Source organism: Chryseobacterium viscerum (assembly GCF_002899945.2).
Classification (GTDB): domain Bacteria; phylum Bacteroidota; class Bacteroidia; order Flavobacteriales; family Weeksellaceae; genus Chryseobacterium; species Chryseobacterium viscerum.
This window is the reverse complement of the sequence record NZ_PPEG02000002.1, coordinates 336,354-354,629: the sequence shown is the minus strand read 5'-3', so window position 1 is coordinate 354,629 and position 18,276 is coordinate 336,354. Positions and strand designations below refer to the sequence as shown.

Below are 18,276 nucleotides of genomic sequence, written 5' to 3'. Positions count from 1 at the left end.
GAGACGAAGCAGATTCAATTTTACTTTATTGCCACCCGCCTCCTACAGAACGGTAAAGAGCTGTTATTGCATTCAGTCTCTGGGTTTTCAAAGATGCCAAATCCAATTCTGCCTGAAGCTTATTCGTTTGAGCCATGATTACCTCAACATAAGTCGCTGAATTATATTTAAATAACAGATCAGCTTTCTTCACTGCTTCCCCGGATTTCAATGCCAGTCTTTCTGCAATTTTCTGCTGTTCTTCCAACTTTTGGATCTGAACCAGCGCATCAGAAACTTCTCCTACTGCTTTCAAAACAGACTGTTTAAAGTTAATTTCTGCCTGATCTGCCAATACTTTAGACTGCTCATACTGTGTCTTCAGCTGTTTTCCATTCAAAATAGGCTGTGCGACAGCTCCTGCTATCATCCCGAACAGTGAACCCGGAACACTGAACCATTTACTGATCTGGAAAGCATTTACGCCGCCCTGCGCTGTAATATTCAGTGAAGGATACATACTCATTTTCGCCACGTGAATTGCCGCTGCACTTTTTCTTACCTCAAGTTCTGCGGTTTTAATGTCTGGCCTGTAACTCAATAATTCTGAAGGAATTCCTGCTGCAATACGATCCGGAGACTGTACATTATTCAGGCTTGCACTTCTTTCAATTTTTCCAGGCATTGAACCGGTGAGCAGGCTCAAAGCATTTTCCTGAGTGGTCACAGAACTTTCAATGGCCGGAATTGATTTCAGAATCTGGTCTTTCACAATTTCCTGCTGCTGTACAGCCAAAGCCGTTACCAGCCCAAGTTCCTGTTGTTTGGTCAGAAATTTCAACGTATTGTCAGCATACACAAGATTGGATTTTGTAATTTCCAATTGCGTATCCAGCATCAGCAGATTATAATATCCTTGTACAACGGCAGACACCACTTGTGTTTTCACCGCTTTTGCGGCTTCCTGTGTTTTAAGATATTCTGTTAAAGCCTGTTCTTTTCTCCCTTTAATCTTCCCCCAAATATCTGCTTCCCAGGAAAAACTAAGGGAGGTTGTATAATCTTCCATATACCTTTTTCCCATGAACTGTCCGGCCATCATTCCGTTCATACTGTTGTCTGAAGGACGGTTGATATTGGCATTGGCAGAAGCACTGATTGTTGGAATATTGGCCCACTTACTTTGGGTATACGCTAATGATGCAAATTCTATCTGTTTTAAAGCTACCTGAAGATCATTATTCTGCACGATCGCTTTATCAATCAATCCTACCAAAACCGGATCTTTGAAAAAGTCTTTATAGCTGATTTTAGCAATATTTTCATCTTGTCCTGCAACAATGCTGTCACTTCTAAAGGTTTCTGGCATTTTCACTTCAGGCTGCTCATATTTCTGAACTTTACAGGAAATTGCGGTCCCTGAAATCAATGCGATATATGCTATATTTTTAATTTTCATTTTTAAAATCATTTGAATTAATATTCCCAATCTGCATCGGTTACTACTCTTCCGTTGATCCTCTCATGCAAAGCCTGGAATACCACGAAAAGAACCGGAACCACAAAAATTCCTAAGATCGTTCCGAAAAGCATCCCTGAAATTGCTGCATATCCGATAGAATGGTTACCCATCGCCGAAGGTCCTACTACGGATAACAAAGGAATCAATCCTGTTATAAATGCCAGAGAAGTCATCAGAATAGGGCGCAAACGGGCTTTAGCACCCTCCACTGCGGAGGCAATAAGGCTTTTCCCAGCTCTGCGTCTCTGAATCGCAAATTCTACGATTAGGATACCATTCTTCGCCAAAAGTCCGATCAGCATTACCAAAGCAATCTGAACATAAATATTATTAGACAATTCTGCGAATGTTATCCCAACAAACACTCCTGAAAGTCCCACCGGAATTGCAATCAATACCGCCAAGGGAAGGATATAACTTTCATATTGTGCAGATAAAAGGAAGAATACAAACACAATACATAATCCAAAAATCATGACTGATTGTGAACTGGAACCTGCTTCTTCACGGCTCATCCCTTTATAATCGTAAGTATATCCCGGAGGAAGTACCTGCTTACTCACTTCTTCAACAGCCGCCATTGCCTGCCCCGTACTGTATCCCGGAGCTGCCATTACCGTTAAGTTGGATGAGTTGAAAAGATTGAAACGGTCTACCACTTCAGCTCCTGTCACCTGCTTCAGGCTTACCAGCGTATTGATAGGAACCATTTGTCCTAAATTATTTTTAACGAAAATTCCGTTCAGGGATTCTTTGTCCTGTCTTGTTTCCGGAGTAGATTGTACCAATACTCTGTAATATTTCCCGAACCTATTGAAATCCGAAGCCTGAATACTTCCGTAATATCCCTGCATCACTCCCAGTACATCAGAAACGTTTACTCCAAGCTGGGCAGACTTCACCTCATCTACAAGCACTTCAAACTGAGGATAGGTAACATCAAAAGTGGTAAATGCTACTGCGACTTCCGGTCTCTGCATCAAAGCTCCCATCATTCCATAAGAGATATTTCCTAAATTCTGAAGTTCTCCGTTGGTACGGTCCTGAAGCACCAACTCCATCCCACTCGTATTTCCGAAACCATCTACCGTTGGGGTATTGATCACAAGGAAATTGGCTCTTTTATCCTGAGAAAGCATCCCCTGTGTCTGCCCGATAATGTCATTGATGTTATTAACAGCTCCTCTCTCGCCTCCTTTTTTCAATTTAACGAAAATAGAAGCGGCTGAAGATGACATAGAACCACTGAATAAGTTCAATCCGTCTACTGAAATGACTTTATCTACAGCCGGATTTTTCATCAGAAGATCTTCCGTATCAGAAACTACTTTTGAAGTTCTGTCCTTTGATGCTCCCGGAGCAAGATTAGCCGTTACAATAATGAAACTCTGGTCTTCATCAGGGATAAATCCTTTAGGTGTTGTCATAGACATCCATGCGAACAACCCACCGAAAGCCACAATGATGATCAAAGCGACCCATTTTCTTTTTAACAGGAATAAAACAGCTTTACCATAACGGAATGTCAGCTTATTAAAACCAGCATTGAATCCTGCAAAGAAACGGTCTTTGAAATTCATTTTTTCATGCGTTCCCGGATGGTGTTGTTTTAAGAATAAAGCACATAATGCCGGGCTCAACGTCAATGCATTGATCGCTGAAATCACAATCGCAATCGCCAGTGTCAATGCAAACTGCTGGTAGAACAATCCTGTAGAACCACTCATAAAGGCCACCGGAACGAATACTGCAGACATGATCAATGTAATGGAAACAATGGCTCCTGTAATCTCACTCATTGCTGACATGGTAGCAGCTCTAGGATTGAGTTTTTTATGTTCCATTTTGGCGTGAACCGCCTCTACGACTACAATCGCATCATCCACCACAATACCAATGGCCAATACCAAAGCAAACAACGTCAGAATATTAATAGAAAATCCGAACACTTTCATAAAGAAGAACGTCCCTATAATAGATACCGGAACTGCAATAGCCGGAATTAACGTGGAACGGAAATCCTGAAGGAAGATATACACTACGATGAACACCAAAATAAATGCTTCTATCAAGGTATGAATCACCTGTTCTATGGATTGATCCAGCGCATCTTTTGTAGCATAAGGAATTTCATAATCCATTCCTGCAGGGAAGGATTTTTCCAGTTCCTTCATTCTTTCCTGAAGAGCAATCTGTACTTCATTGGCATTAGAACCCGCCATCTGGAAGATTGCCATCGTTACGGAAGCTTTTTTATTATAATTGGAAGAAACCGTGTAACTGTAAGCCCCGAATTCTACTTTGGCGATGTCTTTTAATTTTAAAACAGAACCATCATTCAATGCTTTAATGGTGATATTTTCATACTGTTCAGGCTCTGTAAATTTTCCTTTATAACGAAGTACATATTCCATAACCTCCTTACTTCTTTCTCCTAATCTTCCGGGTGCTGCTTCCAGGTTTTGGGTCTGAATAGCCCGGGAAACATCAGATGGCGTAAGGTTGTACGAGGTCAGTTTATTCGGATCCAGCCAGATACGCATGGAGTAATCTTTATTTCCATATACCATGGCATCTCCTACTCCTTTTACCCTTTTCAGCTCCGGTACGATATTGATCTTGGCATAGTTTTCAAGGAAAAGATCGTCCATCTTTCCATCTTTACTGGTCAGGGAAACCATCGCAATCATACTGTTCTGTCTTTTCACGGTGGTGATTCCCGCCTGGATAACTTCTGCAGGAAGCTGATTGGTTACCTGCGCCACTCTGTTCTGAACGTTGATTGCCGCCTGATCGGGGTCTGTTCCCAGTTTAAAAATAACAGTAATGCTTAATGTCCCGTCATTACTCGCTGTAGAAGTAATATAGTCCATATTTTCCACTCCATTGATGGCATTTTCCAACGGTGGTGCTACCGATCTCGCAATCGTTTCAGCATTGGCTCCCGGATACGCAGCTGTTACCATAACGGTAGGAGGGGCAATGTCCGGAAATTTGGTAATCGGAAGGCTCACCATACCGACAATCCCCAGAATAACAAGCAATACGGAAATTACCGTTGCCAGTACGGGTCTTTTTATAATTTTCTTTAACATGATTTCTTCTTACGATTTTTTCTGTTGTGCATTTTTCTTTTGTGCCACGACAGGAGTTCCCGGCTGCAATCTGTCAAAACCGCTGGTGATATATTCATCCCCTGCTTTCAGTCCTTTGGCTACAATGAAGTTATCTCCGGCTTTTCCATTCACTTCAACTGGGAGCATTGCTGCTTTCCCACCCTGAATGGTAAATACAAACACTTTATCCTGAATAGTTCTGGTAGAAGCAATCGGAAGTAAAACAACATTACTGTAGAATTGATCCAATACGATTTTACCCGTATTTCCACTTCTTAAAAGACTGTTGGGATTGCTGAATTTCGCTCTTAAAGTAATAGATCCTGTCGTTTTATTGAACTGTCCTTCCACAGCATCAATCTTTCCCGTCTCAGCGTATTTTTCACCGCCTGAAAGCAACAGGGTTACTGCCGGAGTATTTTTGATCACCTCATCAATGCTGCTTCCTGCATACTGCTTTTGGAAATTATTAAAATCATTTTCACTCAAACTGAAGTAAGTATATACCTGATGAATGTCTGACAATAAAGTAATAGGATCCTGATTACCGGGAGTCATCAAACTCCCCAGACGGTAATTGAATCTTCCGATAAATCCGCTTACAGGAGCTTTGATCGTAGAGAAATTAAGATTGATTTTGGCAGATTCAATGGTAGAAGTAGATTGGCTTACCGCTCCTCTTGCACCATTATAAGCAGCTTCTGCTTCTTTCACCTGAATTTCTGAAACCATTTTGTTTCTGAACAGTTCTTTTTTTCTGTCCAGATCAATTTTAGAAGTTGAAAGATTAGCCTGAGCGGTAATCAAGGCAGCCTGAGCACTTTTCAGCTGCTCGCGGAAGACCTGATCTTCAATTTTGAACAAAGGCTGGCCTGCTCTCACAAAGTCTCCTTCATCTACATAAATTTTGCTTAAATATCCTGTTACCTGAGGTCTGATTTCCACATTGGAAACACCCTCGATAGATGCTGCATATTCTCTGGAAACAGAAGCGTCTCCCTGCGTCACTTTTGCAACCGGTAATTCCGGCGCCTGCTGCTGATATCCTTGGTTTTGATTATTTTTCCTACATCCTGATAAAACGATCAAAGTGAGGAAAAGTAAAGTCGATTTTTGAATAAAAAATCTTTGCATAACAATAGTCCTTTTAAATTTTCCGCACAAAAATCGAACGAAAAAAATTCAATAGGATTATTCAAAAAACCCCTTGTTTTGTCAAAAAGACTCCTTATTTTAAAAAACATGAGAAATATCATTTATAGACAACATAAATGATAATATTCAGTATTTTAAATCAATATTATAGCTTGAATTTGGTAAAAAGACGTCTCAAAACCACAAATAACTGATTATCAATACAAATCATCCTTTCTGTATTCCAAAGGAGATCTCCCTACGTGTTTTTTAAAAAATTTACTGAAAGACGCCTGATCCGAAAACTTCAACTGTGACGCCACTTCACCAATATTCAAATTGGGATTCCTTAGCAGTAATCGGGCTTCTACCGCCAGAACCTGATGAATAATCTCGCGTGGAGATTTAAATACGGTTTTATTAATGACTTTTGTAAGGTATTTACGGCTGATAAAAAGCTTATCTGCATAGAACTGAACATTGTGTTCTTCTTTGAAATGATCCTGAACCAGCTTAAAAAAACTCGTAGTGAGCTCATCTTCTCTATTGGTTACCGAATGAGGCTTTTCTATCTTTTTAAAATAATTATCAATCTCGTAGATTACCAGGGAAAAATGGTGCCAGATCATTTCATTAAAATAATAATTATCTTTTTCCTTATTATTCAAAGCCTTAAGCTCATCAAGATGGAAATTCAGTTTCCTGTACACATCCGGCTCATTTCTGATGATGTGTGTAGGATCTGATGACAGGCTTTTCAGAACATTATTTGATTTATAGTTAAAACCTGCATCAGAAATAAAATCCAGCGAAAAGAATATGTATTTGCCGTCATAATCTTCAGCAATTTCATCCAACCAAAAAGTTTCTAACATTGGGCAAAAGACAATATCACCTTTGGAAACTTTATAACTCTTATCATCCAATCTAAAGGTAACACCCCCTTTCTGTATCATAAAAATACAGAAATAGTCCGAACGGTAAGGGATATTCTGCTTTATGACGTAGTTAGCCCTATCAATTTCCATGACAACAAATTCTTTGATCCGAAGATCAAATTCCACCTGCTGCAGCACTTCATCGAAAGTTAATTGCGAAACAAAATCAGGTTTTGGCTGGGATTTTTTAGACATTGGAAAAAAATTAAAACACGAAGATAATCATTAAGGTGAAAACACTGAAAAGCCCAACAAGTGAATACATCCCTTTGCTAAACAATAACAATCAATTCTTTATCGTATCCATTGTATTTTTCATCAATATAGCCGTGAGGATTGCAGATAACTTCTGTTTCTCCGATCTTATATCTGCACGGGGTGTGGATATGCCCATGAATCCAGTACAGCGGATTATATTCTGTAATTAAATCTTCCAGATCAGAGGCATAGGCAGAAGTCAATGGATCTTCTTTATATTGCTCCGGAACAGATTGCATGCTGGGCGCATGATGGGTAACAACTATATTGTTAAGCCCTTTCGAATTTTCAAGACTTTCTATCAGCCATTGTTTTGAAAACTGATGAATTTTAAAGGTATCCATTGTTCTCATTTTCGAATAGGAAGGATCTCTTCTGATCATTTTATAATCATTCATCTTCGGCTGGCAAAGCATTCCGTACTGAACGGGATTCCCAAAGATGGAAAAATCCGTCCATAAGGTGGCACCATGAAAACGAATACCATCAATATCTACAAATGAATTCTCCAAGACAAATACATTGGAATCCAGCGCTGCATCTTTAATCTTGTTCAGTGTTTTGGGATAGGAACCTTTATAGTATTCATGATTGCCCAAAACATAAATTACAGGCTTATTGGGAATTGCATTTTTAATCCATTCAATTCCTTTGGTTCCCAAATTGATATCTCCTGCCAACACAACAATATCCGAATGATCAAAACATAATTCCGTACTTCCAAATTCCCGGTGAAGATCGCTGATGACCTGTATTTTCATGATGTATAGTAAAAGAACAAAGATAGTGAAGGGAAGTGAAAAGGCAAAAAAAGAACCGACACCTAAGCACCGATTCTTTCGTCATATAGTTTGTATATTTTTAAGGCCGTCTATGATGAAACAGCTACTTTTGCTTGTTCCACTTTTAAGCTTTTCAATATAAAATAGAATAACATTCCGAGAGCTAACAGAGCGTAACCGATCAAAATAATCAAGTTAAGGCTTCCCACCGATAATTCTGAAGGAAAGATCTGGCTCATTAACGTCATGAATGACAGTCCAATTCCTGCTCCCAGAAAGTAACTTGTAGAGCTCAAACTTGATGCCAATCCGTAATGTGCAGGTTCAACATCCTGAATTCCCATTACTGAAAGGGCGGTAAAACAAAACGTCATTCCTACACCTGAGATACATGCTGCACCCAACAAAACTACAGCTAGCGGATGTCCTATGTAAACTGAGATCAACAGGGATAATCCCCCCATCAACATAAATAACCATCCTAATACTCCCATTTGAGAAGAGCTCAAACGCTTTGATACGTGGGGGAGAATAAATTTAGCTGTTAGGGCGGATATGATACTGAAGGGAACAAGCATCAATCCTGCTGAAGCAGCGCTATGCCCCATATCTTTCTGAAGCATTAATGAAATCAGGAATAAAAATCCGATAAAAAACGCACCCAATGTAAAAAATACGGCATTGGAAACTACCAGGGATCTATGCTTAAACAATTTTAAGTCTACCAAAGGCTCAGCAACGGATTTTAATCGGTAATAAACCATAACAAGAAGCACTAATGCCAGAACTAAAGAACCTATTACCAGGAAAGGCTGTTCTTTAATATGTACCAGTTCGTGTGTTCCGTAAGTAAGACTTAAAAGCCCAAGCACCATCAATATTCCGGAAACCATATCTGTTTTTTGTGCGGTTTCATTTTTCTCATCTGCGGGCAGATAGTAGTAAGAAAGCACCAATGTTATTAAAAGAATAGGAACATTGATCAGGAAAACCCAGTGCCAGCTCAGGTAAGTACTGATAATTCCTCCTACCGAAAGCCCGCTTCCTGATCCAATAGCAGCAAATGAGCTGAAAATTCCGATAGCGTGGTTTCTTTCCTGTTCGCCTCTGAACGTATTGGTCACGATGGATAACGCTGATGGCATTACCAATGCAGCTCCCAATCCTTGTAAAGCCCGGAATATTGCCAATACTTCAAAGTTTTGCGATAATCCTGCTCCCAGTGAAGTCAGCATAAAAATCAGGGCTCCCCATAAGAACATTTTCTTTCTTCCTATCTGATCTGAAAGCTTTCCTCCGATGATCAGAAACCCTCCAAAGAACAGAACATATAGGGTCTGCAGCCATTGAACAGTTTCTGCCCCAATCTGAAACTGCTGCTGAATAGAAGGAATTGTTAAATTAATAATGGCAATATCCAAAGCCTCTACAAACGTCCCAACCGATGCTAAAATTAATATTACATTTTTCCTTGTATCCATATATTCAAATTTCCTGCAAAATTAGAATTAACAGAACATATATAAAAATTTAACCTTAAATTTGGAACAATATTCAAATCAAACCATACATAAAAGAACAAAACACCTGATACACTGAATAACAATCTATAAAAACAGAACAAAATGGCAACTGAAAATTATATTCCCGACGAAAAAGACTTATCTATCCTTCGTCTTCTTCAGAAAGATGCGAAAATGAGTGTTCGTGACATTTCAGCAAGAATTAATCTGAGCCCCACTCCTACTCACGAACGTATCAAACGTATGGAAAAACAGGGAATCATTAAAGAATACACTGCTGTTGTAGACCGTAAAAAGGTCAACAAAGGAATGATGGTCATTTGTATGATCGCTCTGAATGTTCATAACAAAAAAACGGCTGGAAAATTCATTGAAGAAGTCAGTAAACTGAAGGAAGTTGTAGAATTCTATAATATCAGCGGTGATTTTGATTTTATGTTGAAAATTCTCGCTCCCAACATGGATGAATTCCACGAGTTTTTCGTGAACAAATTATCAGAAATCGAGGGGATAGGTCAGACCAAGAGTATTTTTGTGATGAGCAGCATTAAGGAAAGTGCCCAGATTGTTTAAGCCAAGAAATAAAAAGAGACTGTCTCAAAAGTCAAATTATTTACCTTTTGAGACAGCCTCTCTCTATTATTTTAAGCCGGATTAATCTGACTGTATTTATTTCCAGTAGTTCCAGACTGATCCGTCAAATATTGCCAGAGTCTTGCTGGTTGTATCATAACAAATCATACCCGGATAGGGATTTTTTACATTAAGATGCGGTGTTGCTACTTTTGGAAGAATCATTGCTTTATCCTGAGATTCGAGGACCAATACCCCATCAGCAGAACTTACCGCCTCACCCATAATAACTCCTTTACCTGATTCCGCAGAATTATTAACGATAACTGCACTTGAATTACCTGCATCGGACCAAGATTTCCATGTGTCATTTTCGTAGACTTTTACTTTATTATCTGTAACATCAAAGATCAGTGTTCCATTTACCAAAGTCCCTGTAGGAAGTCCGGATGTTGCGGGAAGAATCAGACCTTTTGTATTTCCTGCCACATTATCAAAGTCCAATACGGTACTGTTTCCATCTATCGTCTGTTTACCAATAGCTATCTGAGCAAAAACTGAGTTAAAAGCAATCAGGGCAGCTGCTATACTTATATTTCTTATATTTTTCATATTCTTTATCCTTCAGATTAATCATTACAGCTTCTTTGTAGACATTTCCATTCGGTGCCGTTATAAAGCTTCACACATTTATCCTGGATATCATATAAAAGCATTCCTTCTTTCGGATTGGCGATGGCATCATCAGGCTGTGGAGTCTGGCTTACATGCTGTACTCTGGTCATGACAAAACCTTTATTTTTCGATTCCATTGCTAAGAATCCATTAGGTATATTTTCAGGCCATGCCGTATTCTTTTGCTGTACGGTAATCCCGAATTTGGTATACCCATGAGGGGTTCCGGCAGCTCCCGGCTTGGTACAAAATCCGTCAATATCATCAATAATAACCGGAGCATTCCCACAACTTACTTTATCTTCTGACAGGCCTTCAGGCCAAATATTGGGGCACATTGCTTTTGTTGCATTAGGTCCACAGAAACTGGAGTTCCCCATTCCCAATCCTGTTACAGATCCCATGGCAATGACAACAATCTGACTGTCATCACTAATGATAGAAGCCCCTCCACCTCCACTTACGTCTGCTTTTGTAATATAGTAAGCTTTTCCGGTAGGAATTCCAATATATTCAACTGATGGATAGGTAGTAGACTGTTGGGTAAATGTTCCGCATATTTCCACAACACTATTGGTTCCCAATTCAATGATAGAAGTTGTTCCAGGATAAAAACCTCCAAAGGTTGGATCTTCCTGAATAACCGATCCTATAAGAGATAAAAAAGATTTGGTTCCTAATTTAATTTTCGAATTTTTCTGAGATCCGAAAGTCCCCACCTTCACGGTCCCAGTAGACTGAACACTTGCTCCACTCCCAATTTCCAAAATCCCATCTACCTGGATACTATTAGACTGCAGCTGTCCGGACTGAATAATAAGTGTTGCCCCATTTGGGATACTGATATTCGTACTTACACTGAGGCTACCATTAAGACAATAGGTATTTCCATTTGTCATCGCCTGCCCTGTGTAAGGAATACACTGAGCATAGGCTACAGCATTGAAAGCAAGCATTAATAAAAAAATCACTTTTTTATTAATATTAAAAAAAATCAAGTTATTCATGTACATTTATAATATTTTAACATATTATTATTATTTTAATGAAAAATATTTAAATTTTCATCAGCATCGACGGACTATTAAACAATTAACATACCAAACGTTTGTTTAATTTTTAGATAATCATAGAATACTTTATTAGGATGTGTATTCCAAATGCGATGAAACATATACAAAGAAGTGTATTACAAAATATTAACCCTTTAATAAATCACTTATAATGAAGAGACTATTTTATACTATTTAAAATTTAAATAGTATTTTCTTACATCAATAGATTATAGTTTAATAAATAAAATCTGTGTTTTTAAATACAGCCTCCTCATTTATACCACAGAATGATCAAAATGACGATCAGTTTTACTCATACTATCTCCTTCCTTATTTTCCTTCTGAATAAAACAATAGATAATCTGAATAACAGATTCCGGCGAAAATTTATATTAAAAAACGTAAATTTGCATCATGAATAACGATACGATATGTGCGCTGGCTACCGCCAATGGAATAGGTGCTTTAGGCATCATCCGGGTTTCAGGAAATGAAGCTTTGTTTGTAGTTCAGAAAAGTTTTCCGGCCAAAAAACTGGAAAAACAGAAGTCCCATACCATTCATTACGGTTATTTTATGGATGAGGAGGAAGCTATTGATGAAGTAATGCTTTCAATCTTCCTGGCTCCGAAAAGTTTCACCACTGAAAATTCTGTGGAAATTGCTTTCCACGGATCTCCGCATATTGGAAAACGTATTCTTGAAACCCTGACCAAAAATGGAGCAAGAATGGCCAAAGCAGGAGAATTTACACTTCGTGCTTTTATCAACGGAAGAATTGACCTTTCTCAGGCAGAAGCTATTGCTGATGTGATTGCTTCGGAGAATGAGGCTTCCAGAAAAGTTGCCATCAACCAATTGAAAGGGGGAATCACTAATGAAATCTCTATATTAAGAACTGATCTTCTGAATTTTGTCTCCCTGATTGAACTGGAGCTGGATTTTGCCGAAGAAGATGTAGAATTCGCGGACAGAAGTGCTCTGAGCGGACTACTGGATAAAATTGAATTAAAATTAAATTCTCTTATTGAAAGTTTCCAATACGGAAATGCCATTAAAAACGGAACAGCAGTCGCCATCATCGGAAAACCAAATGCCGGAAAGTCTACTCTACTGAATTCCCTTTTAAAGGAAGAAAGAGCTATTGTAAGTAATATTGCCGGAACTACCCGGGATACCATTGAAGAAATTCTTCATATCAAAGGGCATGCTTTCCGTTTGATTGATACAGCAGGATTACGTGACACAGTAGATGAAATAGAAGCTATCGGCGTAAAAAAAGCCAAAGAAAAGGTAGAAAATGCTAATATCCTTGTTTATCTGGCTGATGCTGCTACTGAAGATTTTTCAGAGGATATTGAAATGATCCAATCTCTGTTGAGAGAAGATCTGAAACTGATTATTTGTGCTACAAAAATTGATGAGGTTACTCCTACAAAATACGAAACGGTAGAAACGATCTTCAGAAATGCGATCTCTAACGAATTTGATTTTATTAAAATCTCAGCGGTTGAAAATCAAAATATCCAGGATCTGAAAAATGAATTATCGTCTTATGTTGAGCAATTAAAAGCTTCCGAAAACAATGTGGTCATAACCAATCAACGTCACTACGAGGCTTTACAAAAGTCTTTACAGGCTGTAGATAAAGTAAAAGAAGCTATTTCTTTCCAGATTTCCACAGAATTGCTGGCTTATGAATTGAGAAACGCTTTAGAACATCTTGGCGAAATTTCCGGTGAGGTTACCAATGATGAGGTGCTGGGGAATATTTTTTCTAAGTTTTGTATCGGGAAATAGAATTTGCAAACCATTGATATACAGCAAGTTACTGATTTAGATTTTATTTTTATAACACGCTGATTTAATGTAACTTATGGAAATTTTAAGTTTCTAATGTTAAAACTTTTGTCCCTTTTCTTGTCCCTTTGACATTAAAGCACAAAATTTGAGCAAAAGAAAATGGAATTGTTATAGAATTTCATGGTCTAATATACTCTAATGAGTATTAAATGATCTTTAAAGATGGCTATTGTATTCTATATACTCTTAATTTGGAGAAATCATTAATTTTTCAAATCCAAACGTATTGATTTGTAAAAATTGCTGTCTAATTTAAAAATCCTTCAATCGAAATGAGCAAAGAATGTTTAATTATTTTTCTCAAATTAATCTATTCTTTGGGATAGATTTTGCATTAGTTTAGATTGTATTGATCCTGAATAAAAGGAGTATAATGATACCCCAAATGTCATTATTGAAGCCTCTGGTCTAAAAAAGCATTCTTCTTGATTTAAAGAAATCTGATCATGACCTCAACTATCAGAATTGAAAAAGTCTGCCAATATTGTGGTACAAAATTTATAGCCAAAACAACCGTTACCAGATATTGCAGTCATAGCTGCAATAAAAAAGCTTATAAACTCGAACAAAGAAATACAAAAATAGATTATGCCAGATATGCAGTTCGCAATGTTGAAGAACTAAAATACCAATCTATGGGCCCTCAGGTATACCTTACCGTTAGAGAAACTTCCGCAATATTAAAATGCAGTACAAAAATGGTGTATTTCTTAATCAGTACTGGCCGTTTAAAAGCCATTAACCTCTCCGTGAGAAAAACAAGAATCAAATTACAGGATCTAGCACTAATTTATTAAAGTCAATCAATAACATCTATTACAAAAAATTGGCTTGATAATATTTTAGAGGGCTTCAATAGCTTTTTGCTATGAGTCAATTTGACAATACCAACCATAATCTAATCCTTAATACCAAAATCATGACAATTGTAAAGTTACGCTTTAAACCCATAAGCAAAGAAAGACAAAGCTTATTTTTAGACGTTCATCCCCCTGTCCAAAGTGAAACAACGGGCAAGCTACTTAGAAAATTCTATCTTAAATTATTCGTTTACAACAGGCCAAAATCTGAGGCTGAAAGACTTCATAATAAAGAAACAGTTTCTTTAGCAGAGCATGTACGTCTCCAAAGGCAAATTGATCTACAGAATGCCGACTATGGCTTTATAAATAAAACAAAATTCAATTCTAATTTTATAGAGTTTTTCCAGGCAGAAGCTGACCAAAAACCTGGCTCAATACACTGGAGTATGGCTGTTGCTTATTTTAAAAAATTCGTAGGCGGGGTATTTTTGTTTAAAAATCTTAATGAAACAATCTGTGAAGGATATAAAAATTACCTTTTATCTTCACCTTCCATTGGACGCTCAAAAAGAAAAATTCAAAAGAATACTGCAGCAACTTATTTCTCAAGGTTCAAATCCACTTTAAAAAAAGCCTACAGAAATAAATTCATTTCAGCAGATCTGGGAAACGTTATTTATAATATTAAAGTCGATGATTCGCACCGGCCCTATCTTTTTAAAAATGAATTGCAAAAAATGGTTGACGCTGAATGTAACTCTCCAATAGTCAAAAAAGCAGGTCTGTTTTCTGCATTAACAGGACTTCGTTATTGTGATATTGAAAATCTAATGTGGAGTAATATTCAGGGTACTACAGGAAATTATTACATATTATATAAGCAGAATAAGACAGGCAAGGCAGAATACTATCCGGTTTCAGATGACACCCTTTCGCTGCTGGGACCACGTGGAGAAGATGACATAAAAATTTTCGAAGGCTTAGAATACAAGCTTGTGATCAAATATCTTCCCCAATGGCTTAAAAATGCTGGAATAAAGAAACATTTTACATTCCATGGTTTTCGCCATACATTCGCCACATTACAGCTGACATCTGGTACGGATATCTATACGGTCTCAAAATTATTAGGACATAAGGATGTTAAAACTACGGAAGTCTATGTGAGGATTGTAGATGAATTGACAAAAGAGGCTTCAGAAAAAATTAAATTGGATTTAAACAATAAAATTAAATAAAATATATTTGAGACACCAGTATGTAGAGATTTTAAACTGATGTAATTCGTTGCATTTTTTTCATCTATTAGCATATGAGATTTTTTGTGGAAGTCTGGATATTTATTTTTTATTACACTATAAAATAGTGTAATAGGTCACCTCTATAAGAAATCGCTGTACATTAAGTTACGAAAACTAAAAAAATCAATATCTTTACAAAATATGCAAATTATATGAGCAAAAAAGCAATTAATAGATTGAAAGTAGTACTTGCCGAGAAAAATTTGAGTAGCAAATGGCTTGCGGAACAATTAGGCAAAAATGAAGCAACTATATCAAGATGGTGTACAAATGAAGTACAGCCTCCTATTAAGACTTTTGTTCAAATTGCAGAAAAGCTAAATATAAGATTAACATCCCTATTCAATGACTAATACCACAATAAAAATACCATTTAAAGTTTCTGCAAGAGCAGGTAAACTTTTAGGTAGAGAAAATTTCTCTAACCCCGAAGGTGCTATTACGGAATTAGTAAAAAATTCCTATGATGCGGATGCAGAATATTGTGTAGTCATTTTTGATATACCGCTTATAGAAAAAGAGGATGAAAATGGAGATTCTTATACCGTTCCTGACAAAGAAAATAGCGTAATATATATTATCGACAATGGAGAAGGAATGGAGAAAACAATTGTTGAAGACTATTGGATGCAGATAGGAACAGGTAATAAAGAGCAGTTCCATTTATCTGATAATCAAAGAGTAAAAACCGGGGCCAAAGGTATTGGACGTTTTGCTTTAGATAGGCTTGGTATACAGACTGAAATGTGGACATTGTCTAAAAAAAGTGAAAATGGGGAAGGATTGTTTTGGAAAATGAATTGGGATCAGTTCGACGATTTGGAAAAAACAATTTCGGAAATAGAAGCAGATTTGACAGTTGAACAATTAGATTTAGAGGAAAAAATAAAGGATCTACTAGGTCCTGATTATGACTATACAGATGTTCAGCAATACCATTTTAAACACGGTACTATTTTGAAAATTAGTAACTTAAAGGATGAATGGCATTCTGATGATATTGATGTTGTTTTTCAAAGTCTTGAATCACTTATACCACCAAAGGAGTTAAACATACCATTTCAAGTTTATTTCAAACATTTCCAAGTTCCTCTAAAATATGGAATTGTTAATACAGCCTTTTATAATGATTTTGATTATAAGATAATAGCAAAGTATAATTCTGAATCGTTGATAATTGACTTTATTATGGAGCGTAACGAATTAGATCTTACTCAGCTCAATAAAAAATATAAACATCTGTTTGAAAGCTTATCTTCTCCGTTTGATATAAGTACCATTAACGAGCGAATATTTACTTATTCTAAAAGTGTTGGGAAGATGCTCAATTGGGATTTGAATGAAGCAAGAAAAGAATTTTTAAAAGGTATTGGAGACTTTCAATTTTCATTCAATTTCATAAAGCTTACAAATTCCAAAAAAGAGGGTTATCCCTATAAAAATATTATTTCTAAAGAAAGAAGAGCAACATTAGAAAGATTTGGAGGTATTAAAATTTACAGAGATTCCTTTCGTGTTCGTCCGTATGGAGATCCTAAAAATGATTGGTTAGGTTTAGGATTTAGAGCGGCGAAAAGTCCAGCAGGAGCAGGTCAAAGAATTGGCGACTGGCGGGTTAACAATGAAAATGTAGCAGGTATTATTACTATTTCGAGAAAAGCAAACCCCTTATTAGAAGACAAATCGGACCGTGGAGGTTTGCAAGAAAATGAAGTATTTCAAACATTTAAGAATATTATAATAGGCATCATACATGAATTTGAAGTTGATCGCTCAAGACTTCTCAACCCAATTTATCTTTTTAACCAGCAAAAAAAGAAAAAAGAGCAAGAAGAAGAAATTCAAAGGCAGGCAGAAGTAATTGCAAGAAGAATAATAGAAGAACAAAAAAATAATCCAGCACCAGACGAAAATACAGAGCAAGAACGTGTAGAAGCGTTTTTTAAAGAATCCGTTAGAACCATTATTGAAGATAAAAAAGATGAAGAAAATCAAGAAATCGTTCAAGTAAGATCTTTGGCAAGTCTAGGTTTAATTGTTTCATCTTTTTCACACGAATTAAAAGAAGTAAGCAACAATGCTTCTGAAATTGAAACGTTAGAAAAATATGCTTTGGCACTAATCCCGGAAGACAAACATAAAACAGTTGAGTATAATGATGTAGTCGATATCTTTGAGTTACTAAAAGATGATAAGGATAAAATTAAGCATTGGGTTGATTACACTCTTACGGCCATAAAGAAGGACAAACGAACTCGAACTAAATTATATTTCAGTGCTTTCTTTGCCCAACTACAGGAATCTTGGAAAAGAATATTCAAAAGAAAAGATGTCAGTTTTGTGATAAATGATAATATTAAAGAATCACAATATGAATTCAGAGCTTTTGAAATGGATATGACCACCATTTTTTCTAACTTAATCAATAACTCTATTGATTCATTTGAACAACGTACATCCGTCGATGATAGAAATATCAAAATTGATTTAGGCATCGTAAATAATCAAATTGAAATCATATTTTCTGATAACGGAAAAGGATTAGATAAAGAATTTGAGAATAAAGAGGATATATTTTTGCCATTTACAACGTCAAAAAGAGATAGAAAAGGAAATGAAATTGGAACTGGGTTAGGAATGTATCTTGTGAAGTCTGTTATTGATGATAATAACGGAAACATTGAAGTCTTAGAGCCACAGAATGGTTTTGCTGTGAAAATAACTTTTTCACTTATAAATAAATAACAATATGGA

At 36.8% G+C, this 18,276-nt stretch carries 14 protein-coding genes; 6 read left to right on the top strand and 8 right to left on the bottom strand.

Annotated elements, in window-relative coordinates:
* Positions 1–25 precede the first annotated feature (25 nt).
* The 6 genes from C1634_RS05250 to C1634_RS05225 form a co-directional block, all read right to left on the bottom strand.
* Positions 26–1,438: an efflux transporter outer membrane subunit gene (locus C1634_RS05250; RefSeq protein ID WP_228409990.1), complete on the bottom strand. Its 1,413-nt coding sequence runs from the start codon at positions 1,436–1,438 to the stop codon at positions 26–28.
* A 17-nt stretch (positions 1,439–1,455) separates the two neighbouring features.
* Positions 1,456–4,596: an efflux RND transporter permease subunit gene (locus C1634_RS05245; protein ID WP_109737996.1), complete on the bottom strand. Its 3,141-nt coding sequence runs from the start codon at positions 4,594–4,596 to the stop codon at positions 1,456–1,458.
* A gap of 9 nt (positions 4,597–4,605) precedes the next feature.
* Positions 4,606–5,751 (bottom strand): efflux RND transporter periplasmic adaptor subunit, encoded by a 1,146-nt coding sequence (locus C1634_RS05240; RefSeq protein WP_109737995.1) that lies wholly within the window; start codon positions 5,749–5,751, stop codon positions 4,606–4,608.
* 218 nt (positions 5,752–5,969) lie between these two features.
* Positions 5,970–6,884, bottom strand: a complete 915-nt coding sequence (locus C1634_RS05235; protein WP_109737994.1) for a helix-turn-helix domain-containing protein — start codon at positions 6,882–6,884, stop codon at positions 5,970–5,972.
* 77 nt (positions 6,885–6,961) lie between these two features.
* Positions 6,962–7,708: a metallophosphoesterase gene (locus C1634_RS05230; RefSeq protein WP_103234177.1), complete on the bottom strand. Its 747-nt coding sequence runs from the start codon at positions 7,706–7,708 to the stop codon at positions 6,962–6,964.
* Between the two features lie 110 nt (positions 7,709–7,818).
* Positions 7,819–9,210 (bottom strand): MFS transporter, encoded by a 1,392-nt coding sequence (locus tag C1634_RS05225; RefSeq protein ID WP_109737993.1) that lies wholly within the window; start codon positions 9,208–9,210, stop codon positions 7,819–7,821.
* 144 nt (positions 9,211–9,354) lie between these two features.
* Between C1634_RS05225 and C1634_RS05220 the strand changes: the two genes are divergently transcribed.
* Complete coding sequence (locus C1634_RS05220; RefSeq protein WP_103234178.1) at positions 9,355–9,825, top strand: Lrp/AsnC family transcriptional regulator; 471 nt, start codon at positions 9,355–9,357, stop codon at positions 9,823–9,825.
* 96 nt (positions 9,826–9,921) lie between these two features.
* Here C1634_RS05220 and C1634_RS05215 read toward each other — a convergent pair whose 3' ends face one another.
* Positions 9,922–10,437 (bottom strand): hypothetical protein, encoded by a 516-nt coding sequence (locus C1634_RS05215; protein WP_103234179.1) that lies wholly within the window; start codon positions 10,435–10,437, stop codon positions 9,922–9,924.
* A 17-nt stretch (positions 10,438–10,454) separates the two neighbouring features.
* On the bottom strand, positions 10,455–11,471 hold the full coding sequence (locus C1634_RS05210) for a hypothetical protein (RefSeq protein ID WP_123921382.1): 1,017 nt from the start codon (positions 11,469–11,471) through the stop codon (positions 10,455–10,457).
* A 498-nt stretch (positions 11,472–11,969) separates the two neighbouring features.
* Between C1634_RS05210 and mnmE the strand changes: the two genes are divergently transcribed.
* The 5 genes from mnmE to C1634_RS05185 all read left to right on the top strand — a co-directional run bounded on the left by mnmE (position 11,970) and on the right by C1634_RS05185 (position 18,267).
* The gene (gene mnmE, locus C1634_RS05205; protein WP_109737991.1) at positions 11,970–13,355 is read left to right on the top strand and encodes a tRNA uridine-5-carboxymethylaminomethyl(34) synthesis GTPase MnmE; all 1,386 of its coding nucleotides are present in this window, start codon (positions 11,970–11,972) and stop codon (positions 13,353–13,355) included.
* Between the two features lie 509 nt (positions 13,356–13,864).
* Positions 13,865–14,215, top strand: coding sequence for a helix-turn-helix domain-containing protein (locus C1634_RS05200; RefSeq protein WP_103233815.1), 351 nt, complete (start codon positions 13,865–13,867; stop codon positions 14,213–14,215).
* A gap of 122 nt (positions 14,216–14,337) precedes the next feature.
* Positions 14,338–15,459 (top strand): site-specific integrase, encoded by a 1,122-nt coding sequence (locus tag C1634_RS05195; RefSeq protein WP_228409988.1) that lies wholly within the window; start codon positions 14,338–14,340, stop codon positions 15,457–15,459.
* A gap of 215 nt (positions 15,460–15,674) precedes the next feature.
* Positions 15,675–15,875, top strand: coding sequence for a helix-turn-helix transcriptional regulator (locus C1634_RS05190; protein WP_103233817.1), 201 nt, complete (start codon positions 15,675–15,677; stop codon positions 15,873–15,875).
* Positions 15,868–18,267 (top strand): ATP-binding protein, encoded by a 2,400-nt coding sequence (locus C1634_RS05185; protein WP_109737990.1) that lies wholly within the window; start codon positions 15,868–15,870, stop codon positions 18,265–18,267. Before C1634_RS05190 ends, C1634_RS05185 begins: the two co-directional genes overlap by 8 nt.
* Positions 18,268–18,276: the final 9 nt, after the last annotated feature.